This is a genomic window from Kitasatospora sp. NPDC058162, from assembly GCF_042884005.1.
Classification (GTDB): Bacteria; Actinomycetota; Actinomycetes; order Streptomycetales; family Streptomycetaceae; genus Kitasatospora.
The window spans coordinates 57968-80424 of the sequence record NZ_JBHVUS010000032.1 but is presented as its reverse complement, the minus strand read 5'-3'; the positions used below and the strand labels follow the sequence as shown (position 1 = coordinate 80424).

Annotated in this window: 30 protein-coding genes and 2 pseudogenes; 14 read left to right on the top strand and 18 right to left on the bottom strand. The window is 74.6% G+C overall.

Going from position 1 to position 22457, the window contains the following annotated elements; translation table 11 throughout:
* Positions 1-736: 736 nt before the first annotated feature.
* From ACFVXG_RS36325 to ACFVXG_RS36305, 5 genes are all read right to left on the bottom strand, one after another.
* Positions 737-1693 carry a helix-turn-helix transcriptional regulator gene (locus tag ACFVXG_RS36325; protein WP_387933953.1) on the bottom strand — a complete coding sequence of 319 codons (957 nt, stop codon included), beginning with the start codon at positions 1691-1693 and terminating at the stop codon, positions 737-739.
* Between the two features lie 90 nt (positions 1694-1783).
* A complete protein-coding gene (locus ACFVXG_RS36320; protein ID WP_387933952.1) occupies positions 1784-2329 on the bottom strand; it encodes a pyridoxamine 5'-phosphate oxidase family protein in 546 nt (181 codons plus the stop codon).
* A 128-nt stretch (positions 2330-2457) separates the two neighbouring features.
* Positions 2458-3345 (bottom strand): ABC transporter permease, encoded by an 888-nt coding sequence (locus ACFVXG_RS36315; protein ID WP_387933950.1) that lies wholly within the window; start codon positions 3343-3345, stop codon positions 2458-2460.
* A complete protein-coding gene (locus tag ACFVXG_RS36310; protein ID WP_387933949.1) occupies positions 3305-4189 on the bottom strand; it encodes an ATP-binding cassette domain-containing protein in 885 nt (294 codons plus the stop codon). Before ACFVXG_RS36310 ends, ACFVXG_RS36315 begins: the two co-directional genes overlap by 41 nt.
* Positions 4186-4668 carry a MarR family winged helix-turn-helix transcriptional regulator gene (locus tag ACFVXG_RS36305; protein WP_387933947.1) on the bottom strand — a complete coding sequence of 161 codons (483 nt, stop codon included), beginning with the start codon at positions 4666-4668 and terminating at the stop codon, positions 4186-4188. The genes ACFVXG_RS36310 and ACFVXG_RS36305 overlap by 4 nt, the downstream gene beginning before the upstream one ends.
* A gap of 122 nt (positions 4669-4790) precedes the next feature.
* Between ACFVXG_RS36305 and ACFVXG_RS36300 the strand changes: the two genes are divergently transcribed.
* Entirely contained in the window at positions 4791-5843 is a 1053-nt protein-coding gene (locus tag ACFVXG_RS36300; protein WP_387933945.1) for a hypothetical protein, read from the top strand.
* 27 nt (positions 5844-5870) lie between these two features.
* On the opposite strand, the gene ACFVXG_RS36295 is transcribed toward ACFVXG_RS36300, so the two are convergent.
* Positions 5871-6422, bottom strand: a complete 552-nt coding sequence (locus ACFVXG_RS36295) for a SecY-interacting protein Syd (RefSeq protein ID WP_387933943.1) — start codon at positions 6420-6422, stop codon at positions 5871-5873.
* A gap of 90 nt (positions 6423-6512) precedes the next feature.
* Positions 6513-7601, bottom strand: a complete 1089-nt coding sequence (locus ACFVXG_RS36290; protein ID WP_387933941.1) for an alcohol dehydrogenase catalytic domain-containing protein — start codon at positions 7599-7601, stop codon at positions 6513-6515.
* Positions 7602-7703: 102 nt separating this feature from the next.
* Between ACFVXG_RS36290 and ACFVXG_RS36285 the strand changes: the two genes are divergently transcribed.
* Positions 7704-8597, top strand: a complete 894-nt coding sequence (locus tag ACFVXG_RS36285) for a LysR family transcriptional regulator (protein WP_387933939.1) — start codon at positions 7704-7706, stop codon at positions 8595-8597.
* Positions 8598-8616: 19 nt separating this feature from the next.
* On the opposite strand, the gene ACFVXG_RS36280 is transcribed toward ACFVXG_RS36285, so the two are convergent.
* From ACFVXG_RS36280 to ACFVXG_RS36270, 3 genes are all read right to left on the bottom strand, one after another.
* Positions 8617-9084 (bottom strand): NUDIX domain-containing protein, encoded by a 468-nt coding sequence (locus tag ACFVXG_RS36280; protein ID WP_387933937.1) that lies wholly within the window; start codon positions 9082-9084, stop codon positions 8617-8619.
* A 74-nt stretch (positions 9085-9158) separates the two neighbouring features.
* Positions 9159-9386: a hypothetical protein gene (locus ACFVXG_RS36275; RefSeq protein WP_387933936.1), complete on the bottom strand. Its 228-nt coding sequence runs from the start codon at positions 9384-9386 to the stop codon at positions 9159-9161.
* Positions 9387-9406: 20 nt separating this feature from the next.
* On the bottom strand, positions 9407-9607 hold the full coding sequence (locus tag ACFVXG_RS36270) for a hypothetical protein (RefSeq protein WP_387933934.1): 201 nt from the start codon (positions 9605-9607) through the stop codon (positions 9407-9409).
* Positions 9608-9725: 118 nt separating this feature from the next.
* Between ACFVXG_RS36270 and ACFVXG_RS36265 the strand changes: the two genes are divergently transcribed.
* From ACFVXG_RS36265 to ACFVXG_RS36235, 7 genes and pseudogenes are all read left to right on the top strand, one after another.
* Complete coding sequence (locus ACFVXG_RS36265; protein WP_387933932.1) at positions 9726-10562, top strand: helix-turn-helix transcriptional regulator; 837 nt, start codon at positions 9726-9728, stop codon at positions 10560-10562.
* Positions 10546-10758 (top strand): DUF397 domain-containing protein, encoded by a 213-nt coding sequence (locus ACFVXG_RS36260; RefSeq protein WP_387933931.1) that lies wholly within the window; start codon positions 10546-10548, stop codon positions 10756-10758. Before ACFVXG_RS36265 ends, ACFVXG_RS36260 begins: the two co-directional genes overlap by 17 nt.
* A gap of 108 nt (positions 10759-10866) precedes the next feature.
* Positions 10867-11463, top strand: coding sequence for a DUF5919 domain-containing protein (locus ACFVXG_RS36255; protein WP_387933930.1), 597 nt, complete (start codon positions 10867-10869; stop codon positions 11461-11463).
* A 191-nt stretch (positions 11464-11654) separates the two neighbouring features.
* On the top strand, positions 11655-12173 hold the full coding sequence (locus ACFVXG_RS36250; protein ID WP_387933989.1) for an NUDIX hydrolase: 519 nt from the start codon (positions 11655-11657) through the stop codon (positions 12171-12173).
* 212 nt (positions 12174-12385) lie between these two features.
* Complete coding sequence (locus ACFVXG_RS36245; RefSeq protein WP_387933928.1) at positions 12386-12856, top strand: cupin domain-containing protein; 471 nt, start codon at positions 12386-12388, stop codon at positions 12854-12856.
* Positions 12857-12998: 142 nt separating this feature from the next.
* Positions 12999-13193 carry a DUF397 domain-containing protein gene (locus tag ACFVXG_RS36240; protein ID WP_387933926.1) on the top strand — a complete coding sequence of 65 codons (195 nt, stop codon included), beginning with the start codon at positions 12999-13001 and terminating at the stop codon, positions 13191-13193.
* Between the two features lie 44 nt (positions 13194-13237).
* Positions 13238-13672: pseudogene (locus ACFVXG_RS36235) on the top strand (XRE family transcriptional regulator); the annotation flags it as partial.
* 109 nt (positions 13673-13781) lie between these two features.
* Here the strand turns inward: ACFVXG_RS36235 and ACFVXG_RS36230 are convergent.
* The 6 genes and pseudogenes from ACFVXG_RS36230 to ACFVXG_RS36205 form a co-directional block, all read right to left on the bottom strand.
* Positions 13782-13985 carry a cold-shock protein gene (locus tag ACFVXG_RS36230; RefSeq protein WP_387933925.1) on the bottom strand — a complete coding sequence of 68 codons (204 nt, stop codon included), beginning with the start codon at positions 13983-13985 and terminating at the stop codon, positions 13782-13784.
* A gap of 164 nt (positions 13986-14149) precedes the next feature.
* On the bottom strand, positions 14150-14887 hold the full coding sequence (locus ACFVXG_RS36225; protein WP_387933923.1) for a VOC family protein: 738 nt from the start codon (positions 14885-14887) through the stop codon (positions 14150-14152).
* A gap of 39 nt (positions 14888-14926) precedes the next feature.
* On the bottom strand, positions 14927-15649 hold the full coding sequence (locus ACFVXG_RS36220) for a hypothetical protein (RefSeq protein WP_387933922.1): 723 nt from the start codon (positions 15647-15649) through the stop codon (positions 14927-14929).
* A gap of 73 nt (positions 15650-15722) precedes the next feature.
* The gene (locus tag ACFVXG_RS36215) at positions 15723-16319 is read right to left on the bottom strand and encodes an SMI1/KNR4 family protein (RefSeq protein ID WP_387933920.1); all 597 of its coding nucleotides are present in this window, start codon (positions 16317-16319) and stop codon (positions 15723-15725) included.
* Positions 16320-16351: 32 nt separating this feature from the next.
* Positions 16352-17043: pseudogene (locus ACFVXG_RS36210) on the bottom strand (hypothetical protein); the annotation flags it as partial.
* Between the two features lie 89 nt (positions 17044-17132).
* Positions 17133-17621 carry a GNAT family N-acetyltransferase gene (locus tag ACFVXG_RS36205; RefSeq protein WP_387933919.1) on the bottom strand — a complete coding sequence of 163 codons (489 nt, stop codon included), beginning with the start codon at positions 17619-17621 and terminating at the stop codon, positions 17133-17135.
* A 136-nt stretch (positions 17622-17757) separates the two neighbouring features.
* On the opposite strand from ACFVXG_RS36205, the gene ACFVXG_RS36200 reads away from it, so the two are divergent.
* The 4 genes from ACFVXG_RS36200 (at position 17758) to ACFVXG_RS36185 (ending at position 19774) form a co-directional block, all read left to right on the top strand.
* A complete protein-coding gene (locus tag ACFVXG_RS36200; protein WP_387933917.1) occupies positions 17758-18147 on the top strand; it encodes a hypothetical protein in 390 nt (129 codons plus the stop codon).
* Positions 18148-18290: 143 nt separating this feature from the next.
* A complete protein-coding gene (locus ACFVXG_RS36195) occupies positions 18291-18869 on the top strand; it encodes a hypothetical protein (protein WP_387933915.1) in 579 nt (192 codons plus the stop codon).
* Positions 18870-19012: 143 nt separating this feature from the next.
* The gene (locus tag ACFVXG_RS36190) at positions 19013-19243 is read left to right on the top strand and encodes a hypothetical protein (RefSeq protein ID WP_387933914.1); all 231 of its coding nucleotides are present in this window, start codon (positions 19013-19015) and stop codon (positions 19241-19243) included.
* Positions 19244-19303: 60 nt separating this feature from the next.
* A complete protein-coding gene (locus tag ACFVXG_RS36185) occupies positions 19304-19774 on the top strand; it encodes a GNAT family N-acetyltransferase (RefSeq protein WP_387933912.1) in 471 nt (156 codons plus the stop codon).
* 57 nt (positions 19775-19831) lie between these two features.
* On the opposite strand, the gene ACFVXG_RS36180 is transcribed toward ACFVXG_RS36185, so the two are convergent.
* The gene (locus tag ACFVXG_RS36180; RefSeq protein WP_387933910.1) at positions 19832-20620 is read right to left on the bottom strand and encodes an alpha/beta fold hydrolase; all 789 of its coding nucleotides are present in this window, start codon (positions 20618-20620) and stop codon (positions 19832-19834) included.
* A gap of 99 nt (positions 20621-20719) precedes the next feature.
* Between ACFVXG_RS36180 and ACFVXG_RS36175 the strand changes: the two genes are divergently transcribed.
* Positions 20720-21376, top strand: coding sequence for a TetR/AcrR family transcriptional regulator C-terminal domain-containing protein (locus ACFVXG_RS36175; protein WP_387933908.1), 657 nt, complete (start codon positions 20720-20722; stop codon positions 21374-21376).
* Here ACFVXG_RS36175 and ACFVXG_RS36170 read toward each other — a convergent pair.
* On the bottom strand, positions 21373-22305 hold the full coding sequence (locus ACFVXG_RS36170; RefSeq protein ID WP_387933906.1) for a hypothetical protein: 933 nt from the start codon (positions 22303-22305) through the stop codon (positions 21373-21375). The two genes, ACFVXG_RS36175 and ACFVXG_RS36170, sit on opposite strands and share 4 nt — an antisense overlap.
* Between the last annotated feature and the right edge of the window lie 152 nt (positions 22306-22457).

Genomic DNA, 22457 nt, shown 5'->3' with positions numbered 1-22457 from the left:
TCCTCTTCACCGCACTCACCCCCCACTCCCCCACCCCCGCCTCCCCCCCCCCCCCGCGCGCGCTCCCCGGCCGGCCCCCGGGCCCCCCCCGCAACCCCCGCCCCGGCCCCGGCCCCGGCGGCGAGCCGACCCGGACACCGCCCCCGGCCCGCGCGCCGACCGCCCGGCCACCACCCGGGTCCTGTGCCGCGCCCCCACTCAGAACGGCCGTGGCCCCGGTGCCACCACGAACTCGCCGCACAATGCCCCGGGCAGAACCACCTGCCCCGCTCCCACCTCAGCCACCGTCCGCACCCGTCCCACCACACCGCCAGGGGCGGCCCGGACCGGCGAGCGCCGGGCCGGGCCGCCCCTGCGCGGGCAGACGCCGGGCATGGCGAGCGCGCAGCTGCGGCAGCCGGAGGCACTCGACACCCCCGGGCCCCTCCTCCGGGGGCGGCCCCGCTCAGACCTCGAGCGCCACCACGCAGCGGGCCATCCCGACGACGCGGACACGCAGCCCCGGCGAGGTGTCCCGCCCGGACCGCCCCGATAATCGGCGGGCCGAGGGGGCCGGACGCCGCGGGCCCGACGGCGCGGGCCCACGGCTGCGGCAACCGGGGACGCCCGCCCCGGGACGGCCGCTCAGACCCCGAGCGCCACCGCACACCGAGTCATCCCGGGCGACACGGGCCCGCCGCGGCCACGAAGCCCCCGCCCGTACCGGCCCCGCGATCGGCGCCCCCGGTGCGCCCGCTCAGCGGTAGAGGGCGGCCGCGCGGCGGGTGGCGTCGGCGAGGCGGGCGCGCAGGGCGGGCGGGTGGAGGACCTCGGCTTCCGGGCCCAGGCGCAGGAGTTCGCGGTAGCCGATCTCCCAGTCCTCCACCGGCAGGGTGACGGTGACCCAGCCCTGGGCGTCCGGGGGGCCGGCGGTGGCCAGGGCGTCGGCGGCGGCGGTGGCCTCCAGCAGCACGGCGAGGTCGGCCACGGCCAGCGGGCTGAGCCGCACCCGGGCCCGTTCGCGCAGCATGGCGCGGGTGAACTCCCGGGCGGCGGACTCCCAGTGGGCGGCGAGGTCGAAGTCCGGGTCGCGTTCGAAGTGCTCCCCGGTGGCCTCGGCGGTCTCGAAGCGGTCGACCCGGTAGGAGCCGATGCGCCCCGAGGGGCTGCGGGCGGCGACGTACCACTGCCCGGCCTTGAGGACGAGGCCGTACGGTTCCAGGCGCCGCTCGCGGGCGGGGCCGCGCGCGGCGTAGCGGGCGTGCAGCACCCTCTCCTGCCACACCGCGCGGGACACCTCGGCGAGCAGTGCGGGGGTGTCGGCTTCGCGGAACCAGGCCGGGGCGTCGAGGTGGAAGCGCTGGGCGGCGTCCGCGGGGGCCTGGCCGAGGGCGGCGGCGACCTTGAGCCGGGCGGCCAGGGCCTGCCCGGCCAGGCCCATGTCGCGCAGCGGGCCGGGCAGGCCGGCCAGGTGCAGGACGGCGGCTTCGGCGGGTTCCAGGCCGGTCAGGCGGGTGCGGTAGCCGTCGACGAGCCGGTAGCCGCCGGCCCGGCCGCGCTCCGCGTACACCGGCACCCCGGCCTCGGCGAGGGCGGCGACGTCGCGCTGCACGGTGCGTTCGGAGACCTCCAGCTCGGCGGCGAGGTCGGCGGCGGTCATGGCGCGCCGGTTCTGCAGGAGCAGCAGCAGCGCGATGGCCCGGCTCGCCCGCACCCCGCCCCTCCTCTCCCGTCGCGTCCCCCGTGCCCGTCGCTGCGCGGGCCAGCCTCCCATTGTCGCCGCACCCGCCCCCGGCGCGGTGCGTCAGCGCCCGTCGTCCGGCAGCGGCAGCGGCAGCGGCAGGGCGCCCGGGTCGTGGGCGAAGGCGGCCATCCAGTGCGGGTGGAGCCGGTAGTAGACGACGTCGTGGTCCCAGTCGAAGGTGTCGCGGCCGTAGAAGTCCTGGAAGTAGGCGAGCAGTTGGGGCCAGTCGGCGGCCGGCTCGCCGCCGTCCGGGTTGAGGGTCTGCACGGTGCCGTGGGTGAACACGCCCAGGTCCTCCCCGCGCAGGTGGGCGGCGCTGACGGCGGGCCGGGCGGCCAGGTGGCGGGCCTTGGCGGCGGTGCGCGCGGTGCCGAAGTGCCAGGCGCCGTGCAGGAAGTGGCCGTCCACGCCGCTGACGCGCGGCTCGCCCTGGGCGGTGACGGTGGACAGCGCGAGCGTGCACATCCCGGTGAGCGCGCCGGTGACCTGGCGGGCGGTGAGGGCGCGTTCGCTGTTGATGATCGAGCGCAGGTGGGCGGTGGAGCGGGCGAGCGAGGCGTCCAGGAGGGCCTGGAGGCGGGCGAGTTCGTCGGGGGTCTCGAGCATGGGGGGGTCCTTTGTCCGTACGCGGCCTGCGGCCGGCGCCGTCACCGCGCCGGCCGGTCCCCCCACCCTGGCGGCGAATCCCGACACCTCCTGTCGTCTTTCCCGCCGCTGTCTCCTCCGTACGGGCTTCAGCGGGCGAGGCGGCCCAGCAGGGCGGAGGCGGCGGCGATGCCGGCCGCGGTGGCGGCGGCCAGGACGGCGAAGTCCAGCGGCAGGTGGGAGGGGGTGCCGATGAGCAGGCCGCGCAGGGCGTCGACCTGGTAGCTGAGCGGGTTGGCCCGGCTGACGGCCTGCAGCCAGCCGGGCATCAGGCCGAGGGGGTAGAGGGCGTTGGAGCCGAAGAACAGCGGCATGGTGATCGCCTGGCCGATGCCCATCAGGCGGTCGCGGGTCAGCACGATCCCGGCGATGGCCATCGAGAGGCAGGAGAAGAACGCCGAGCCCAGCAGCACCACCGCCACCACGCCGAGCAGGCGCAGCGGGTTCCAGGTCATGGCGACGCCCAGGGCGGCGGCGATGAGGATGACGACGACGGCCTGCAGGACGGCTTTGACGCCGGCGGCGAAGGCCTTGCCGGTGACGAGGGCGGCGCGCGGGGTGGGGGTGACGAGGAGTTTGGTGAGGACTCCGGAGTCCCGCTCCCAGATGATCATGATGCCGTAGAAGATCGCGATGAACATCGCGGACTGCGCGATGATGCCGGGGGCGAGGTAGTCCAGGTAGGGGATGCCGCCGGTGGGTATCGCCTTGAGGCGGGTGAAGGTCTCGCCGAAGATCAGCAGCCACAGGGCGGGCTGGACGGCGCGGGTGTACAGCTCGGTGCGGTCGTGGCGCAGTTTCTGCAGTTCCACGGCGCACATCGCGCCGATGCGGGCGGGCACCAGGCGCCAGCCGGTGCGGGCGCGCGGGGGCACCAGCAGCAGGCTCAGGTCGGGTGCGGGGGCGGGTTCGGGGGCGCTGCCGGCGGCGGGGGGTTCAGCCGACGCGGTTGGCCGTGCGGCGGGTACGGCGGACATCGCCGAAGTCTCCTTCCGTGGCGTCGGCCAGGTCGCGGCCGGCGTAGTGGCGGAACACGTCGTCCAGGGTGGGCTCGGCGCTGCCGGGGGTGTCGGGGCGGATGCCGTCCTTGAGTTCGGCGGGGGTGCCCAGGGCGCGGATGCGGCCGCGGTCCATCAGGGCGATGCGGTCGCAGTGGCGTTCGGCCTCGTCCATGTAGTGGGTGGTGACCAGGACGGTCATGCCGGTGGCGCGGCGCACCGCGTCGACGCGTTCCCACACGCCGGTGCGGGCGATCGGGTCCAGGCCGATGGTGGGTTCGTCCAGGACGAGCAGGCGCGGGGCGCTGACCAGGGCCTGGGCGAGTTCGAGGCGGCGCACCATGCCGCCGGAGTAGGTGGCGGCCATCCGGTCGGCGGCGTCGGTGAGGTCGACGGCGGCCAGGGCCTGGGCGACGCGGCGGGCGCGTTCGGGGCGGGGGACGTCGAAGACGCGGGCGAACAGGGCGACGTTCTCGCGCCCGGTCAGCCCGGCGTCGGCGGACAGCTGCTGGGGCACGTAGCCGAGCAGGCGCCGTACCTCCATGGGGCGGCGGGCGGCGTCGTGGCCGAAGACGCTCACCATGCCGGGGCCGGCGGGCAGCAGGGTGGTGATCGCGCGGATGGTGGTGGTCTTGCCCGCGCCGTTGGGGCCGAGCAGGCCGAAGACCTCGCCGGTGCGCACGGTCAGGTCGATGCCGTCCACGGCGCGGGTGGTCTTGCCGCGGCCGTGGGTGAAGCTGTACTCCAGGCCGCGGCACACCACGGCCTGCGCCTCCTCTGCTGCTGTTTCCGCTGCTGCTGTCCCGTCTGCTTGTGTGCTCATCGCGGGTCCTCCTCGGGCAGGTCGCGCAGCCCCTGGGCGAGGGCGCGCAGCGCGGGCAGGGCGGCGGCCAGCGCGGCCCGGTCCGCTTCGGGCAGGGCGGCGACGAGTTCGCCGGTCAGCGCGCGGCGCCGCTCGCGCCAGGCCTGAAGGCGCTGCTCGGCGGCCCCGGTGGCGTAGAGCAGGGCGGCGCGGCGGTCGGCGGGGTCGGGCTCGCGGCGCAGCAGGTCCTGGGCGGCGAGCTGGTTGACGAGGGTGGAGACGGAGTTGCCGGCCAGGCACAGTTCCTCGGCGGCGGCGGAGACCCTGAGGCCCGGGCTGTCCATGACCAGGCGCAGCAGTTCGACCTGGGCGCCGCGCAGGCGGGGCTGTTCCAGGCCGCGGCGCAGGTGGCGGCGCAGCAGGCGCTGGATGCCGGTGAGGAGGGCGGAGAACTCGTCGGCGAGGGGGGCGTCGGAGGGGGGTGCGGTTCCTGGCTCCATATCCCCGATTTTAGCTCTCAGTGAGAGGTATCTGTCGAGGGGCGGGGGGATCCGGTGGGTGCGGAGGGCGGCGGGAGCGGGTATGAAGATGGTCCAACTCGGTTCACGCTGGGGGGATTTGGATGTCGTCGGGGGACGTTTCGGGGCTGGCCGCGGCCGTGGTGGCGGCGCTGGTGCAGCAGGCGGCGCGGGCGGCGGGCGAGGAGCTGACGGCGCTGGGCCCGCTGCTGGAGGGCGTGCGGGAGGGGATCGGGCGGCTGCCGCGCTGGGCGCGGGCGCTGGAGCGCCTGGAGGGGGCGCCCGGTGACGAGGCGGTGCGCGGCGAGGCGCTGGAGACGGTCGGCGAGCTGCTGGCGGTGGACGGGCCGCTGCGGGAGGCGCTGGCGGCCCGCTGGCCCGGCGCCCCGGCGCAGCCCCCGGTCAGCGGTGTGACGGTCGGCGCCTCCCCCGTCAGCCACACCTCGGGGCAGGTCGCGATCGGCAGCGGCAACATCGCCGCGGGCGGGAACGTCGACAACAGCTCCAAGACCTTCAACCGGCGCGGCAGCGGCATCCTGGCCGCCGTCCTGGCCGCGGCCGCCGCCCTGGCGGGGCTGGGCCTCTACCTCGGGCGCTCCCCGGGCCCGCAGCCGGCCGACGTGCTGCCGGGCGCCGGTCACACCGCCTCGGTACTGGCCGAAGGGCAGGTGCGCCAGGTCCTGCCCGACCTGCACGCCGTCCCGGCGGGCTGGGCGCTGGACACCGCGCCCGACATCACAGCCTCCCCGGCGAACTGCGCACAGCACGCGGCGGCCAACCCGCTGTGCGGCCACATCCGCTCCGCCGGATCGGTCACGTTCAGCACCAACGGCAACACCCTCAAGTTCGCCGTCTGGGCCCTCGACAGCACCGACGCCGCCGCCGGCCTCTACCGCGAGTTCGACGGCTACACCCTCGAACCCGGCGCCCAGCACGCCGCCATCCCCGCCCTGGGCGAGGCCTCCACGGCCGTGGCCGGGAACAAGGGGATCTACGGGACCGTCCGGGCCGGGACGACCGTCCTCATCGTCACCTACCTGACGAAGGACGCGGGCGTCCCCTGGGACCGCGGGGTCCTGGCGCCCTTCGCCCGCATGCTCACCACCCGCTCCCGGCAGGCCCAGGACGGGCAGCCCCCGAGCGCCGTCGTCCCGTAGGGGCAGGCCCGGCGCCCGGGCCCTTGCTCACAGCTCTGCCAGGAACCGCGCCAGCGACGGCGCGACCACCCGGCCGCCGCAGTGGCCGGCCTCCTGGAGCAGGACCGCGCCGGTGGCGTTGTCGAGGACGAAGAACAGGTCGGAGCCGGTGCCGGCGACGGGGAAGGTGATGCCGGCGCAGGGCTGCGCCGCCTGCCTGCGCGCGTGGTCGGCCAGAGCGCGCACGGTGTGCCGCAGTTCCTCCTCGTTCCACAGGGTGCACAGCGCCACCGGTTCGCCGGAGTGCTCCATCCCCTCCACCGGACCGCACCAGAAACTGCCGTAGAGGGCGGTGACGTCCGGGTGCAGCGCCGCGCCCGCCTGGGCGAGGGCGTCCTGGAGTTCGGTGAAGTCCGCGGCCCGCTCCATCGGCACGGGCTTCCACCGGATCATGCCGTCGCGGGCGGGTTCCCCCACCAGGCAGGGCGAGGGCCGCGCCGGGTCGTGCTCCACGACGTCGAGGCCGGCCCGCTCCAGGCCGGGCCACAGGTCGTCCAGGAGCAGGGCGGCGAGCCTGGTCCGCGTGTCGTGCCCGGGCAAGTGGACTCCAGTGGATGGACGGTGTGGCTTCCCTGCTGCCGGGGGCACGCTACCGGGCCACTGCGACAGTGTGAGGACCGGCCGGGGCGGTCAGCGCGCCTGCGGGGTCAGGACGGTGCGCTCGAACGGGCCGCCGTGCGCGGCCGCGTACGCGACGGCCTCGTTGACGGCGTCCAGGCCGAAGGAGCGCACCCGCTCGGGGCCGAGGTCCAGGGCGCCCGAGGCGAGGAGGCGGATGATGCCGACGTTCGCCGTGCGCGGGTACATCCACCGGCCGCGCACGGTGACCGAGTTGCGCATGAGCCACGGGTACGGGAGGGCGAGGTCCTCGCCGCCGAGCATGCCGACACCGCCCATCAGGACGACGCGCCCGTACTCGCGCACGGTCATCGCCGCCGTACGCGCCACCGAAGCGGGTGCGCCCGGCGGCAGCAGGTCGATCACCAGGTCGATCGGGCCCTCGCCGGCCGCGGACATCGCCGCGCGGTCGCCGGCCTCGTCCCCGGTGAGCGGGACGGGGCGCACCCGCGCACCGAACCGGTCGGCGAGCAGGCCGAGCGCGGCCCGGTTGCGGCCCGGGGCGACCACCCGGCCCGCCCCCATGGCGAGCGCGACCGCCACCGCGCTGCTGCCGAGGTTGCCGGTGGCCCCGCTGACCAGCAGCGTCTCACCCGCGGCGAGGGCGCCGGCCAGCAGCCCGCCGTAGGGGATGACGTGCAGGCCCAGCGCGGCCCAGCGGGCCGGGTCCTGCCCCGCCGCCGCGGGCAGCGGGTACACGTTCTCCGTCGGGACCCGCATGAGCTCGGCGAACGACCCGTCGTGCAGGTGGCGGGCCAGGCGCGCGCCGCCCTCGCCGCGCGAACTCCAGCCCTGGAGCGCGATGTCGGGCGTCAGGGCGTCGTCGCGCGAGCGCACCGTGCAGTCGCACCACACCAGGTCGCCGGGGCGCAGCCGGGTGGCGTCCGGGCCCGCGTGGACGACCCGCCCCACGCCGCCGATGCCGGGCACGACGGGGGGCACGAGGGGGTACTTGCGCCGGCCGCTGAAGACCTCGGCCGCGTAGGGGGCCACGCAGGCGGCGAGGACCTCGACCAGCACCTCGCCGCCGCCGGGGGCGGGGTCGGGCACCTGGCGCACCGTGAGCGGGGCGCCGAATTGCGTCAGGACTGCTGCTCGCACGTCATGACCTCCCTGTCCGTCCGTGTTCCTCGCGATCGACCCTAGGAGCCCGGCGGGCATGCGGGAAGCGACGATCGGGCATGTGTGGTATGCGTAGGACGCATGGACGTCTCCAGTACGGGCCTGCGGGTCCTGCGGCAGATCGCCGAGTCCGGCAGCTTCACCGCGGCCGCCGCCCGACTCGGCTACACCCAGTCCGCGGTCTCGCGCCAGGCCGCCGCCCTCGAACGCAGCGCGGGCACCACCCTGTTCGAGCGCCGCCCCGACGGGGTGCGGCTCACCCCCGCAGGCCTGACCCTGCTGCGCCACGCCCGCACGATCCTGGACAGCCTGGGCGCGGCCGAGCGCGAGCTCACCGGCACCGCGCCGCGCAGCGAACGGGTGCGGCTGGGACTGTTCCTGAGCGCGGGCGCGGCCGTCCTGCCGCCCGCGCTCGCCCGCCTGGCGGCGAGTGACCCGCAGATCACGGTCACCACGACCGAGGGCACCACGCCCGCCCTGGTCCGGGCGCTGCGCGCGGGGTCGATCGACCTCGCCGTGCTGACGTCCCGCCCGCCCCACCGGCCCCTGGACGGCGAGTCGCCGCGCCTGCACGTCGAGACCGTCGCGGACACCGAACTGGTCGTGGCGGCGCCCACGGCCGGACGGTTCGCCGGCCGCAGCGCGGTGCACGTCGACGAGCTGGCCGACGCGCCGTGGATCGCCGCCCCGACGTCCAACTCCGAACCCCTGCTGGGCGTCTGGCCCGGCCTGCCCGCCCGGCCGCGCGTCGTCCACAGCGCGCGGGACTGGCTGACGAAGCTCCACCTGGTCGCCGGCGGCTTCGGGGTGACGACCGTGCCGCTGCGCCTCGCACCGGTACTACCGGCAGGGGTGAGCCTGCTGCACGTCGAGGGCGCGCCCGCCGAGATCCGCCGGGTCCTGGTGGCGCGCCTGCCCGGGCGCCCGAGCCCGGCGGTCACGGCCGTCACCCGGGCAATCGTCCAGGCCGCCTGAACCCGGGCCCGGCGCTCGCTCAGTCGGGGCGCTGGCCGTGCAGGAGCAGGGGCAGGGCGCGGCCGGTGAGGGCTTCGGCGGTGCGGGCGGCCTGGGGGGGGGCCATGTGGAGCGGGAGTTCACGCACGGGCACGAAGCGGGCCCCGAGCAGGCGGCTGCGCTTCTGGGAGGGGGCGGCGAGTTCCGTCGTATCGCGGACGGTGCCGCCGTCGAAGACCACGCTGAAGCGCTCCAGGTAGCGGTCGGACGGGGTGTAGTCGAGGGCGACGGCGTGGGTCAGGCGCAGGATGATGCCGGTCTGGGCGTGCAGGTGGCGGGCGGCGGCGCGGTGCGGGGGCTCGTTCACCTTGCCGGCGCCGCCGGGCAGGATCATGCCGTCCAGGTAGTCCGGGTCGACGAGCAGGACGTCGCCGCGCTGGTTGCGGACCAGGACGAGGCAGCCGAGCCGGCAGATCGGGGGCTTGGCGAGCAGACGGGGGTCGTGCATGGGGAGTTCACTTCCTGAGGGCAGCGAAGAGAAGGAGGGAGAAGCAGGCCCACCAGAGGAGGCGGGCCAGGAGTTCAGTCGTCATAGGTGAGGCGCTCGTACCGCAGCCCCTTGCGGAGCAGGTCCACGATCCGCAGCAGTTCGAGGGTGCGGGCCGAGCCAAGCTGGACGAGGTAGCACCCGGTCAACCGCCCGTGCTCCCAGTCCACTTCGAGGGACGGCAGCCTGACCCCGCCCAGCGCGAGGACGGAGACGAGGTCCTCGACGACGGAGGCCACATCACGCCGCTGGTCAGCGGTCACACGCGAGAGGATGGAGGACATCACTGCTCCCCCGGCCGCTTGTGCACCTCGAAGAGACGCCAGGCCGAGAAGGCCTCACTGAAGGAGGAGAACCCGCTGCGCTCACCGTTGGGCTTGCACAGCCACGCGCCGGTGCACTCGTTGCGCACCCGGTAGCACCGGGCCTCGGTGTCCCACCGGACCCCGTAGCCGTGGAGACGGGGGACTTGGTCTTGGGCCATGGCAATGACCTTCCGCAGTCGATGTTTCACGCTCTGTACGGGAAAGGGTTGCGGAGTGACCCCTTCCTAGGGAAGCATCTGAACTCGCCAGTTCTTCATGGTTCAGTTGGGAAGCATCATGAACCGCAAGGATATTGACCCTGCGTCATCGCCCTACGCGCCCATCGGGATTCGACTCCGCCTCTACCGCGAGGCGATCAAGATGACCCAGGCCGCACTCGGAAAGGCCATCGTCTACTCCGATGCCTACATCTCCAGCGTCGAACGCGGCGTGCGCCCGCCCAGCCGACGCTTCGTGGAGCTCGTGGACGAGTTCTTCAACACCGGCGGCACGCTCGGCCTGATGCTCGACCAGCTCGAAAACAGCATCTTGATAGAGGGATTCTCCGAGTACGCCGAGCGGGAGGCCGAGGCGACGACGATCCGGCTGTTCCAGATCGGGGTCGTGTCGGGACTACTGCAGACGCCCGAGTATGCAGCCGCGTATGAACAGGCCTTCGTCAGGCGCGGAAGTGTCACCCAGCAGCAGGCCGACGAGCGCCTGCGCTTTCTCCTCGCCCGCCAGGAGAAGATCAACCGGCCGTCCCCGCCATACGTGCACGCCGTGCTCGACGAGTGGTGTCTGCGGCGGCCCATCGGAGGGGCGGCCGTGATGGTCGGCCAGCTGGCTCATCTCGAAGAGGTGGCCACGTGGCCGAACATGACCATCCAGGTAACACCCATCAGCCTCGGAGAGAACCGGCCGTTTGCGCACCCGGTGACGATCCTGACGATGCCGAACCGCTCTCTGCTCGGCTATTCGGAGAGCCACCAGCGCGGGTACCTGGAGCGCGACGCCGAAACCCTCGCTGGCTGGGCCAGGGAGTACGATCGGCTACAGGCTGAGGCGCTGCCGCTGGCCGCCTCACTCGAGCTGATCCGCTCGGTACGGAAGGAATTTGAAAGTGCATCTTGACCTCTCCGACGCTCGCTGGCGCAAGAGCACGTACAGCGGCGGCGGCGGCGAATGCATCGAGGTGGCTGACGGCTTCGCAGGCGTCATGCCCGTCCGCGACTCCAAGGACCCCCACGGCCCCGCGCTCGTCTTCCCCGCCACCGCCTGGCAGTCCTTCGTGACCGCCGTCCGCACCGGCGAGTTCGACGCCCGCTGACCGCAGCGTTCGGCCCCGCCGCCCCGGCCACCGGGGCGGCGGGGCCGTCTCCACCCCTCCGCCAGGTTCAACTCCCCAGGCCACCGCGACTCCAGGGGTGATCCACGAGTGATCCGGCCGAACCTCCTCCAGTCGAACCTCAAGACCGGCCACGACCGGGAAGTCCTCGCCGTCTACCCGTACCGGTCCGCCTGCCCGCGATCGGTCTGGACGCAGCTGATCGCCGAGGCGCGGTCCGAGGTCTTCCTCGCCGGGTTCACCAACTACTTCGTCTGGCTGGAGCAGCCCGCGCTGCTGCAGACCCTGCGGCGCAAGGCCGAGAACGGTTGCCGGATCCGCTTCCTTCTCGGCGATCCGGACTCCGACACGACGCGCCGGCGCGAGCAGATCGAGGACGTGGCCCTCACCGTGTCCACCCGGATCAGGGTCTCGCTGGAGAACCTGGCCAAGCTCTCCGACACCGCAGGCGTCGAGGCCCGTTTCAGCGCCCCGGAGGACGGCCCCAACCACGTCAGCCTCTCCGTCTTCCGCTTCGACGAGCACGCCCTCGTCACCCCGCACCTCGCCCGCACGGTCGGCCATGACTCGCCCCTGATGCACCTGCGGCGCAGCGGGGAGAACGGCATGTTCGACCGCTTCGCCGAGCACATCGAGGAACTCTGGTCCCGGGGCAGCGACATCCGCCCCGCCCCGGCCCGCGCATAGGAAGTCGGCCCCGCCGACTTCCCACTCCGCCAGGAGGGAACCGCCACCCCCATCTCGAGTTCTCGTCGACCGCCTGGCAGTCCTTCATCACAGTCATCCGCCCCGGAGAGCTCGACACCCCTCGTGCGCCGCCGCCCGGCTCCCGGGCGGCGCGTTGGCCAACCCTCCACCTCTCGCCGCCGGTTCTTCCTATCCTCATCCTCATGAGCCACCACCGCGCCGGTCCTGCCCCGACACCGCTGCACTCCGTCTCCGTGGCCGGGGCGGTCGTGCGCGAGGACGGGCGCGTGCTGGCGATCCGGCGGGCCGACAACGGCACCTGGGAGCCCCCAGGCGGCGTCCTCGAACTCACCGAGACCATCGAGGACGGCCTGCGCCGCGAGATCCACGAGGAGACCGGCCTCAAGGTCGGCGTCGACCAACTCACCGGCGTGTACAAGAACATGGCACGCGGCATCGTCGCCCTGGTCTTCCGCTGCCACCCCGGGGACGGCACCGAACACCTCTCCCCCGAGTCGACCGCCATCGCCTGGCTCACCCCCGCCGAGGTCGCCGACCGCATGAGCGAGGTCTACGCCGTCCGCATCCTCGACGCCCTGCGCCCCGGCCCCGTCCCCATCCGCTCCCACGACGGCCGCCATCTCACCGCACAGGAAGTCGGACCCGCCGACTTCCTACTCCACCGCCCCACCAGGAGGGAACCTCGATGAGTTGTTCTCATCCTCATGCCGCAGGTCACGGGGCCGGCGCGGGTCGCGACCGGGGTGCTCGCGCCGATCGGGGGCGAGATCGCCGGCGGGTGGTCGTCCGCCGGTGTGGCCGGTTCGCCGCAATCGCGGTACCGGGCTCCGGTTCCCTCGTAGGACGCCGTGTTCGAGGAGGCAGGGTTTCCGTGGTTGACGGGGCGTTAGACTCCGCCGCCATGACCGTATTCGACTCCGCGATACCGCCCGTACCGGTCGCGCTTCCCGCCGGTGGCGGGCGGCCTCTGACCGTGCTCGGCAATCCCTGGTCCGTCAAGCTGAGCGGTGGCCAGACGGCCGGGACGCTCGCCGTCATCGAGGGCACGTTCGCGCCCGGGACCGGTGCTCCGCCGCACCTGCACCGCGGCCACGAGGAGTGCTTCTACGTGCTCGGCGGCGAGTTCCGTTTCCGGGCCGGGGAGGAGACCGTCGAGGCCGGTGCCGGGGGCTTCTTCTACGTGCCGCGCGGGGCGGCCCACGGCTTCGAGAACATCGGGGACGGCCCGGGCCGGCTCCTCGGGCTGATCACCCCGGCGGGCTACGAGGAGTACTTCATCGAGGTCGGCAGTCAGCCGCCGGGCCCGCCCGACTTCGCGGCTCTGCAGGCGATCTTCGCCAAGTACGACCAGGAGCTGGTCCAGGGGCCGTAAAGGCGCCGGGGCACCCCCTGACCATGCGCCGCCGCCCGGCCCCCGGGCGGCGGCGCCACCTCCGCGTTCAACTCCCTCACCCGCGCACAGGAAGTCGGACCCGCCGACTTCCCACTCCACCGCCCATCAGGAAGGAACCACGATGGACAACCGCCCCGCCACCTGGCGCAAAAGCACCCACAGCAACAACGGCGGCGCCTGCGTCGAAGTGGACGACGCCCATCCGGGCCGCGTGCGAGACAGCAAAGACCCCGACGGCCCCCGCCTCGAGTTCTCGCCGACCGCCTGGCAGTCCTTCGTCGCCGCCGTCCGCACCGGCGAACTCGACGCCCCCTGACACCGGGAGGACCCGACATGGCCGACGACATCCCGGGCCACATCAACCACTCCGGCATCTGGCTGAGCCGCTACGAATTCCCCAGCAGCGGCCGCAACAGCACCTTCACCGGGCTCCACCACCTCGTCCTCGCCCACCACGGCGCCCGCATCACCGCCCGCTCGCTCCCCGCCGCCTCCTCCAACCCCGGCTCCCCGCTCTGCCTCGACCTGACCGTCGACGGCCCGGTCGTCACCGGCACCTGGGTCGAGCAGACCGCGCCGGACGGCTACTACCGGGGCGCCCGCTACCACGGCGCCCTCCAGCTGCTGGTCGATCCCGCCGGCCAGCGCATGGCCGGCCGGTGGGTCGGCTTCGGGAAGGACTCCGAGGTGAACACCGGCCCCTGGGAGCTGCGGCTGCTCGACCCGGCCACCACCGACGCGACCCTGGCCCGCTACAGCGCCCCGCCGCAGCAGTTCCCCCCGGCCCTCGCATAGGAAGTCGGACCCGCCGACTTCCCACTCCATCACCGCCCCCGCTCCGGCCCGGGCACGGCGAAGGCCCCGCGCCGGCTTCCTCGCCGGTGCGGGGCCTCGAGGGGCCGGGTCAGATCGCGCGGACCTGTTCGGCCTGCGGGCCCTTCTGTCCCTGCGTGATCTCGAACTCCACCGCCTGGTTCTCCTCGAGGTTGCGGAAGCCGGTGCCCTGGATCGCGGAGTAGTGGACGAACACGTCCGGGCCGCCGCCGTCCTGGGCGATGAATCCGAAGCCCTTCTCCCCGTTGAACCACTTCACGGTGCCCGTGGCCATGCCGTTCTCCTTCTACACGAAAGGGTGCGCGCTGATGCGCGCCCCTCGGGGTGGTCGCGTCCGGGAACAGCGGGTTCGGCAGCACCGCGAACAGCGAATCTCGATGATCATGCTACTGGCCGACCACCGTCCGCAGGCAGTTTTCCCGAAGATCCGACGGACGCTCAGGCGGGGGCCAGGAGGCAGAACTCGTTGCCCTCCGGGTCGGCCAGCACCGTCCACGGGATCCCCGACTGGTCGATGCCCGGGTCGGTGGCGCCCAGGGCGCGCAGCCGGGCCTCCTCGGCCGCCGGGTCGTCGCCGCGGTAGGGGCGCACGTCGAGGTGGACGCGGTTCCACCCGACCTTGGGGTCGGGGGTGCGGATGAACTCCAGGTACGGGCCGACGCCCCGGGCGGAGCGCATGCTCGCGAAGTCGTCGGCGACCTCGTGCAGCGTCCAGTCCATCGCCCCGTCCCAGAACCGGGCCATCTCCCGCGGGTCGGCGCAGTCGACCACCACCGCGGCGACCGGCCCGGTGTCCCGGTAGACCTCGCGGGGCTCCAGGACGCAGAACTCGTTGCCCTCCGGGTCGGCCAGCACCGTCCAGGGCACCTCGCCCTGCCCCACGTCGGCGGGCCTCGCGCCGAGGTCAAGCAGACGCTGGACCAGCTCGGCCTGGTGGGCGGGCGAGGTGGTGGCCAGGTCGAGGTGCACCCGGTTCTTCACCGTCTTGGGCTCGGGGCGGGCGACGATGTCGATGCAGACGGCCACCGGGTCGGGGTAGGCGAAGCCCACCGGTTCGAGGTTGGTCACGCCCGGGCCCTCGCTGTCGACGCCCCAGCCGAGGGCCTGCGCCCAGAACCGGCCGAGCGCCGCGTCGTCCCGGGCCTTCATGTTGATCTGAACGAGTCGTGTCGCCATGCCCCGGATCCTAGAAGCACCCGAGCTCGACCGGCCGCCTCAGCTCCAGTCGAAGGTCAGCAGCGCGAGCCGCTCGACGGGCTCGAAGAACAGCAGGACCGAGTCGGCGCCCGAGCGCCGGTAGTGCCAGCCCGGCACCGACGCCACGAAGCGGAAGCGGTTCCCCGCCGGGCTGAGCGGCCACGCGCTGTCCTCGTCGTACTCGAGGGGGAACAGCTCGGGCTGCATCCAGTTGCCGTGCGGGTCCGCGTCGCCGCCGAGCTGCTCCACCAGGGCCACGGCGCCTGCCCCCTCGTACCGGGGGGACCCGTCGTCGCCGCGCATGAGCAGGACGCCCTCGCGGCGGAAGGCGTCCCGGTGCGCCAGGTAGCTGCGCTGCTCGGCGTCGCAGTGCCCGTCCAGCCCCGTACGGAACCCGGGCCAGGGGTCGGGCAGTTCCGCGGGGGTCGTCGCCCGTGCGAAGTAGCGCAGGTCGCCGAGCAGGCGGTAGCGGCCGTCGTCCTCCAGCGCGAACCCGAGCCAGTTGGTGCGCGCCAGGGGCGAGTGGAAGGCCCCGGTGTGGTCGCCGAGGTAGCCCTCGGCGGGTTCCAGCGGGCTGAGCAGGTGGACCCACCCGTGCCAGGCCGGGTCCACCGCGGCGAGGTCGACCGAGACCAGCGGGTGCAGGTGCCGGGCCAGTTCGGCCTGGTCGGCGACGAACACGTCCGCGGGATCGGGGTAGACCCGCAGCCCCGTCCCGGCCTCCATCACGTCTTCCCGCATCCGCAGCCCCACCGTTTCCTCCCCCGGCGGCCGGCCCGCCCGGCCGCCCGTACATGTAGCGATCGACGCACAGTCAACCGCACCCCTCGGACAATCCGCGGCCGCTCAGGCGGAGCGGCGCCCGCAGGGCGGGCGAGGTCAGCTCCAGGCCGCGGTTGTCGCGGCCGTCGAGCAGGTGGTCGAGCCGGCGTTCGTACCAGGCCAGGAAGTCGGCGGCCGACGAGACGTCGGGGCCCCGGAAGCCGTCGGCGTTGCCGGTGACGACCCGCCCGGCCGGCGGACCGGTGACGCCCAGGAGCACCAGGTCGCCGCAGCCCGCCTCGATGACGTGCAGGAACAGGTCGCCCCGGGGCGGCGCGGCGCCCACGGCCGTGAACCCCCGGGGGCGGCCGGGCCCGAGCCGCGGGTCCATGGTGAACAGCCGGCACGAGCGCAGCGGCAGCAGGCCGTAGAAGGGCGAGGCCCCGGCCCCGCCCAGGGCGGTCAGGAAGGCACGGTAGGGGGCGGGCAGTTCGATGCGGTGCTCGGCCTCGAACGCGGCGGCCCTCGCCTGCGGCACCGGCGGCCCGAGGCGGAACCCGTGCCCCTCCTCGCCGAAGGAGTGGCTGCGCGTCGCGGCGTAGGGCACCCGGGCCGGCTTGCGCCGGATGCGGGCGATCCGGGAGTCCATGCGAAAGGTCTCTTCTCTCCGTCCCGCGCAGACTACCCGCCCTGCCCGCCCTGCCCGCTCTGCCCGCTCTGCGGGCGGGTGGGGCGCAGCAGGTGCAGGTCCTCGCCCCGGGCGTCCAGCACCGCCGCGTGGCCCGCCGCGCGGGCGGTGGCCTCGGCCCCGGCGAAGAGGCGGCGCTGCGCCGCCGCGTCGCCGGTCGCGGTGATCCGGTCGAGCGCCGCCAGCAGGGCCGCGGTGTCGTGGCCGGGCAGCGGGAAGCGCTCCAACTCCCAGGCCAGGTACTTGTTGTAGGGGCGCGGGCGGCGCTCCAGGGTGAACAGCAGGTCGAGGAGGAAGCCCACGGCGTCGGCGGCGTCGAGGCGGGCGGCGAGCGGGTCGCCGTCGCGGTGGTTCTTCACCGAGCGGTACAGCGCGTTGGCGTAGGCGTCCAGCTGGTCGGCGGCGCGGCGGTGGGCCTCCTGGGCGTCCAGGCACCCGGCCCCGGCGACGATCCGGGCGACCTCGCCGTCGAGGCGGTCCAGCAGCACCCGGGAGCGGGCGAGGGCGTAGCGCTCCCGGTCGGCGGGGCGGCGCAAGCGCTCCAGGGTGGTGACGACCAGGTCCGGGCGGGCGGAGCGGTAGCCGTCGAGGGCGCTCAGGCCGTGCCGTCGTGGGCCCGGGAGCCCTTGAGGACGAGCGCGACGACGGCCGGGTCGGCGCCCGCCTCGGCGACGAAGGCCGCGAAGTCCGCGAAGCCCGCGAAGTCCGCGTGGGCTGCGGACTCCGCGCCGTCCGTGGCGTCCGCGCCGGCGGCGGGGTCCGTGAAGTCCGGTGTCATGCCAGGTGTTTGCGCATCAGCGTGCACACCGTCTCGTACCGGCGCGGCGTGCCGTCCGCGTCCTCCACGTCCCAGGAGTCGGGCGCGCGGCCGTGGGCCCGGTAGCCGAGGCGCTCGTACAGGGCGCGGGCGCGCGGGTTGGCCTCCTCGACGGCGAGTTCGGCGCGGGCCGGGCCGCGGGCGGTGATGTGCTGCTCGGCGCTGCGGATCAGCAGGGTGCCGATGCCGCGCGAGCGCAGCGCGGGGTGGACGCCGAGCTGCCGGAGCGTGCCGGCGCCGGGCGTGGCGGTGTAGCCGATTCCGCCGAGGGCCACCGGGGGGCCGGCCGGCGGGCACACCGCCAGGTAGTCGATCTCGCCGGCCTGGGCGCGGCGGATCCGGTGGGCGAGTTCGCGCACGTGCCGGGGCGAGCCGGCCCAGCCCAAGGAGGGCAGGTCGGCGTCGGTGAGGTCGCGCACCGTCAGCGCCCGCATGGTCCCGGCCATCACCCGCACACCCCTTTCCCCCGCTCCGGACGGCTCCCATGGCAGCAGGCCAACGGCCTTGCGGTCCAAGGGGTTTCGGGCCGGGCGGGCGGGCCGCCATGCTGGACGGATGCGGCAGGCGCGGTGGAGGCGGTGGGTGCGGCGGTCGGCGCGGGCCGCGGGCGGCGACGTCGCCCAGGCGGTGGCGTTCGGCGCGCTCACGCTGGCGGGCGACCTGTGGCTGCTGTCCCGCCTCGGGTACGAGCTGCGCGGCGTGGCCACCCTGGTGTTCCTGGGCTCGGCCGGTGCGCTGGCGGGCCTGGGTATCGGCGTCGTGCGCAGCGGTTGGGCCCGGCGGCGCGGGGCCGCGCCCGTCGCCCGTCCCGGGGCCCGTCTGGTGCGGTGCGCGCTGACGGGGGCCCTGTACGTGCACCTGCTGCTGCCGGTGGCGTTCGTGGTCGTCTTCATGGTCGAACTGGTGCTGCACCCGGTGGAGCTGCTCTTCCGTCTGGGCGTGACCGTCGACCGGATCGACGATGGTCGGTAGGGCCCGTTCGGGTGGTGCGGCGGGCGCCCGGCGGTGCGGGGGCGTACGGGCGGGGCGCGGGGCGGGGACGATACGGCGGGACGCGCCGCTCCCCCGCCCCCTGCCGTCCCGTCCCGTCCCGTCCCGGAAGAGGTCTGCCGCCCATGTCCGTTCGCCGAAGCGTCACCGTCGCCGTGACGGCCCTCGCCGCCCTGGGCGCCTGCGCGCTGCCCTGCGCCACGGTCCACGCCGCCGTGCCGGAGACCCTGAACTGCCTGGCGAACGCGGCCGTCACCTTCGACCCGCCGCTGGGCGCGAGCGCCCGGGCGACCACGGTCTCCATCAGCGGCACCGTCAGCGGCTGCGCGGACTCGCAGGGCGGCGCGGGCGCCGTGACGGGCGGCACGGTCACCGCCACCCTGACGTTCTCCTCCCTCAGCTGCAGCCCCCTGGCCCCCGCCACGCTGGCGCCGGGCGCCTCGGCCGCCTTCGCCTGGAACCTCGCGGGCGGCACCCGCACCGCCAGCACCGTCACCGCCCTGGCCCTCACCCAGGTCGACGGCGCCGGCACCCTGACCGGCACCGTCACCGCCGACTCCCCCCGCCTGGCCGGGGAGAAGCTGACCTCGCTGCTGAACATCGACAGCGACCAGCCGCTCCTCGACAACTGCGCCGACGTCCTCCTCCTCGGCGCCCCGCCCATCGCCGCCTCCACCCTCACCGCCGACATCGCCTTCGGCTGACCGGCGCCGCGCCGGGCTGGCCCTTGCTCAAGAACCGCTCAGATGCCGGCCGCCCGGAAATGTTTCGTGCAAGGATCTCCGCAGGCCCCCAGAACCGGGGCCGTCACCGCCCCCGTCCGCGGGGGCCGTCCTCGGGGGGACGCTTGGGCACCGTCGTCTTGCTGCTGGCCGCGCTGGTGGGCGCCGTCGTCCACTTCACCGTCCTGCTGTCCCGCCGGGAGCGCGCCCGCCGCTCCCACGGCGACGACGCGGGCCTGCTGATCGAGCTGGAACGCACCCGCCAGGCCGCCCACCTGCGCAGCACCTACTCCAGCCGCGCCGTCCACCACGGCACCGGCATGGCCTCCGACGACCTGCACAAGTACTACTCCTAGGGCCGGATCAGGCGGTGCTCGCCCTGCGCTCCGGCGCCGGCGGTGTGGCAGGCTGATCCGATGCCAGTAACCCTCCGCCACTTGGACGCCCGCCTCTTCCCCGCCTGGCTCGAGCGCAGCCGGGCCGAGTACGTCAAAGACCTGGTCGCAGCGGGCCAGACGCCCGAGGACGCCCGCCGGCACGCGGACGAGAGCATGGCCCGCTCCTTTCCCTCCGGCGCACCGGGCCCGGGACACGCGGTCTTCGACGTGCTCGATGACGCCGGGGGGACCGTCGGCTACCTCTGGATCGGACCGGACAGGAGCGATGACGCCGGTGCCTGGTGGATCTGGGACATCGTGATCGACGACGACAAGCGGGGCCGGGGCTTCGGGCGAAGGGCCATGGTCCTCGGCGAGGAGTACGCCCGGGCCCAGGGCGCCCGGGCCCTCGGCCTCAACGTCTTCGGGTTCAACACGGGTGCGCGCGGCCTCTACGAGTCGCTCGGCTACGAGACGACCTCGGTCAAGATGCTCAAGCGACTCGACTGAGGTTCGGGCGACGTTCGCCCTGGTGACGGCCTCGCGCAGCCGTGCGTCAGCCGTGCGTCAGCCGTGCCCGGCCTCGGCGAGGGAACCGAGGGGGAACTGGCGCACCGGCGGGCGGGTCTCGGTGAGGAAGTCGAGCAGGAGGCGGTTGACCAGGCCGGGCTTCTCCAGCGGGGCGGCGTGGGAGGTGCCGGGCAGGACGGCGAGCTGGCCGTGGGGGGCGGCGGCGGCCATGGCGGCGCTGTGGCCGATGCGCACGCCGTCGTCGTCGCCCTGCATGACGAGCAGGGGCATGGGCAGGGCGGCGAGGGCGGCCAGGCCGATGTCGGGTTCCTCGCGCCACATGGTCAGCCACTTGGCGAACACGACGGGGAAGTGGCCGGGCCCGTCCGGGGAGAGCGGCTCGTACTGGGGGCGGAACATCGCCTCCAGGCCCGCGGTGTCGTCCAGGATCGCGATGTCGGCGTCGGTGGCGCCGTCGCGGCTGACGCCGCCGCTGATCAGGGTCAGGGTGCGCACCAGGTCGGGGCGGCGCAGCGCGGTGCGCAGGGCGACGGTGGCGCCGGCGCTCCAGCCGATGAGGTGGGCGGGGCCGGTGGCGAGGGTCTCCATCAGGGCGATGAGGTCGCCGGCCATCAGGTCGCTGGTGACGGGGCCTTCGACGTCGGGGGTGCGGCCGTGGCCGCGGCGTTCGGGGGCGTGGACGCGGAAGTGTTCGGCGAGGGCGGGGATCTGGCCCCACCAGCTGTCGGCGGTCACCCCTCCCCCGTGCAGCAGGACGACGGGTTCGCCCCGGCCCTGGATCTCGCACCAGGTGCGCTGTCCGTCCACGTCCACGTACTCGCCCATGCCCGCTCCCTTTTCCCGCGCCCGAACGCTACTTGAGCATTGCTCAGGCAGACCGTGGGACCGATCATAGGCAGATGACCTGAGCTAAGCTCAAGTCCCATGGCACTGCATCGTGATGACGTCATCGCCGCCGCCCTGGAGCTGCTGGACGAGGTGGGGCTGGAGCGGCTGACCACCCGGGCGCTGACCGAGCGCCTGGGGGTGGCGCCCGGGGCGCTGTACTGGCACGTGCGCAGCAAGCGGGAGCTGCTGGGGGCGATGGCGGACGCGGTGGTGGCCCCGGCGTTCGCCCCGGCAGCCGCCCCGGCGTCCGCCGCCCCGGGCGAGGGGGCGCCGGGGTGGGCGGGGCGTACGGAGGCGTTCGCGCACCGGCTGCGCGGGGCGCTGCTGGGGCGCCGGGACGGTGCGCGGCTGGTGTCCGCCCACCTGGCGCCGGGGGCGGCGACGCTGGGGGCGGTGGAGGACGGGCTGGCGCTGATGCGCGGCGAGGGGCTGTCGCCGGCGCAGGCGGGGGTGCTGGGGCACGCGGTGACCAGTTACGTGATCGGGTTCGTCCTCCAGGAGCAGTCCGGGCAGGGCGGGGACGGGCACGGCGGCGGCACGGCGGGGTTCGATCCGGCGCGCTACCCCAACCTCCTGCAGTGGCAGGCGGAGCAGGCCGGGCAGGGCGGGGGCGACGCGTTCACCGCGGGGCTGGCGCTGCTGACCGCGGGGCTGGCCGCGCAGTTGGGCCCGGGCGTTGGGAACGCCCGCTAGCCGGCGGCGCCGTCGTTCGCGATGACGGCCTGGGCCTGGCGGGTGCGCGCGTCCACCTGGCGGGCGAAGCCGCGCAGGGTGTCGGTGTTGCCGGCGATGTACTGGTTGTCGTAGGCGGCCTCCACGGCGACGACCTGGCCGACGGTGTTCAGGGAGATCTTGCAGGCGATGTCGGCCTGGGCGGTGGCCACCTCGTCGCCGTGGCGCGCGGGCGGCGCCGCGGCCGCGGGGGTGGCGGGTGCGCCCCATCTGCGGTCGCTGTAGGCGTCGGCGGGGCTGGCGTAGGTGTAGCCCTTGTCCTTCATGCAGGCGCTCCACTGCGCGTAGGCGGCGCTCAGGCGCGGGTCGGTGAGGGGGATGCGGGGGCCCTGGCCGGGCAGTGCCTGGGCGGTGCCGGGCAGCGGCGGCGGTCCGCCGAGCGCGTCCGCGCCGGCCTGCCAGCAGCCTCCCTTGGGCACCGGCCTGCCGTTGAAGCTGGTGACGGGCTTGCCCGCGGAATCGGTTCCGTAGAGGACGGCGGTGACGTCGCGGGAGAGGGCGGAGCCGGGGACGGTCTGGTTGCGGTCGTAGCCCTTGTCGGCGGCTTTCGCGGGGGCGAAGTACCCGTAGAGCCGGGTGCGCTCCCTGGCCGCCGTCACCGCCTGGGTGTAGACGTCGTAGGTCTCCTGCGGGGCCTGGAGGCCGAAGTCCTTCATGCAGCGGGCGGTGACGAGGTGTGAGGCCCGGCTGATCGTCGCGGCCTGCTCGGCGGTCGGCTCGTAGCCGTCGAGGGGCAGGGCGATCTGCTCCGGGCGGTCGATGACCGGCACCAGGCCGATCGGCGGCGGCGGGCCGGAATCCGCCCGGTCCGCGCCGGAACAGGCGCAGAGGACGCCCACGGCCAGAACGGCGAGCGCGAGCGGGGCGCGTCCCCGCGATGGCATCGGCATCGGAATTCTTCCCCTTCCTCGGGAAATGCGGTTCCTCGGGAGAACGGGGGCGGGGGGGGGGCCGGGAACACAGGGCCCCCCCCCCCCCCGGGGGCAAACCCACGGGACCACAGGGCCGGGGGGGGCGGGGGGTGGCAGCGGGGCGCCCGCGG

Bases quoted from the DNA above. Each gene is read 5' to 3' on its own strand.
- ACFVXG_RS36320 (WP_387933952.1), bottom strand. From the start codon at position 2,329: ATGCTCGAGACCCCCGACGAACTCGCCCGCCTCCAGGCCCTCCTGGAC.
- ACFVXG_RS36315 (WP_387933950.1), bottom strand. From the start codon at position 3,345: ATGTCCGCCGTACCCGCCGCACGGCCAACCGCGTCGGCTGAACCCCCC.
- ACFVXG_RS36310 (WP_387933949.1), bottom strand. From the start codon at position 4,189: ATGAGCACACAAGCAGACGGGACAGCAGCAGCGGAAACAGCAGCAGAG.
- ACFVXG_RS36305 (WP_387933947.1), bottom strand. From the start codon at position 4,668: ATGGAGCCAGGAACCGCACCCCCCTCCGACGCCCCCCTCGCCGACGAG.
- ACFVXG_RS36300 (WP_387933945.1), top strand. From the start codon at position 4,791: ATGTCGTCGGGGGACGTTTCGGGGCTGGCCGCGGCCGTGGTGGCGGCG.
- ACFVXG_RS36285 (WP_387933939.1), top strand. From the start codon at position 7,704: ATGGACGTCTCCAGTACGGGCCTGCGGGTCCTGCGGCAGATCGCCGAG.
- ACFVXG_RS36280 (WP_387933937.1), bottom strand. From the start codon at position 9,084: ATGCACGACCCCCGTCTGCTCGCCAAGCCCCCGATCTGCCGGCTCGGC.
- ACFVXG_RS36270 (WP_387933934.1), bottom strand. From the start codon at position 9,607: ATGGCCCAAGACCAAGTCCCCCGTCTCCACGGCTACGGGGTCCGGTGG.
- ACFVXG_RS36265 (WP_387933932.1), top strand. From the start codon at position 9,726: ATGAACCGCAAGGATATTGACCCTGCGTCATCGCCCTACGCGCCCATC.
- ACFVXG_RS36245 (WP_387933928.1), top strand. From the start codon at position 12,386: ATGACCGTATTCGACTCCGCGATACCGCCCGTACCGGTCGCGCTTCCC.
- ACFVXG_RS36240 (WP_387933926.1), top strand. From the start codon at position 12,999: ATGGACAACCGCCCCGCCACCTGGCGCAAAAGCACCCACAGCAACAAC.
- ACFVXG_RS36230 (WP_387933925.1), bottom strand. From the start codon at position 13,985: ATGGCCACGGGCACCGTGAAGTGGTTCAACGGGGAGAAGGGCTTCGGA.
- ACFVXG_RS36225 (WP_387933923.1), bottom strand. From the start codon at position 14,887: ATGGCGACACGACTCGTTCAGATCAACATGAAGGCCCGGGACGACGCG.
- ACFVXG_RS36220 (WP_387933922.1), bottom strand. From the start codon at position 15,649: ATGCGGGAAGACGTGATGGAGGCCGGGACGGGGCTGCGGGTCTACCCC.
- ACFVXG_RS36215 (WP_387933920.1), bottom strand. From the start codon at position 16,319: ATGGACTCCCGGATCGCCCGCATCCGGCGCAAGCCGGCCCGGGTGCCC.
- ACFVXG_RS36205 (WP_387933919.1), bottom strand. From the start codon at position 17,621: ATGGCCGGGACCATGCGGGCGCTGACGGTGCGCGACCTCACCGACGCC.
- ACFVXG_RS36195 (WP_387933915.1), top strand. From the start codon at position 18,291: ATGTCCGTTCGCCGAAGCGTCACCGTCGCCGTGACGGCCCTCGCCGCC.
- ACFVXG_RS36185 (WP_387933912.1), top strand. From the start codon at position 19,304: ATGCCAGTAACCCTCCGCCACTTGGACGCCCGCCTCTTCCCCGCCTGG.
- ACFVXG_RS36180 (WP_387933910.1), bottom strand. From the start codon at position 20,620: ATGGGCGAGTACGTGGACGTGGACGGACAGCGCACCTGGTGCGAGATC.
- ACFVXG_RS36175 (WP_387933908.1), top strand. From the start codon at position 20,720: ATGGCACTGCATCGTGATGACGTCATCGCCGCCGCCCTGGAGCTGCTG.
- ACFVXG_RS36170 (WP_387933906.1), bottom strand. From the start codon at position 22,305: ATGCCGATGCCATCGCGGGGACGCGCCCCGCTCGCGCTCGCCGTTCTG.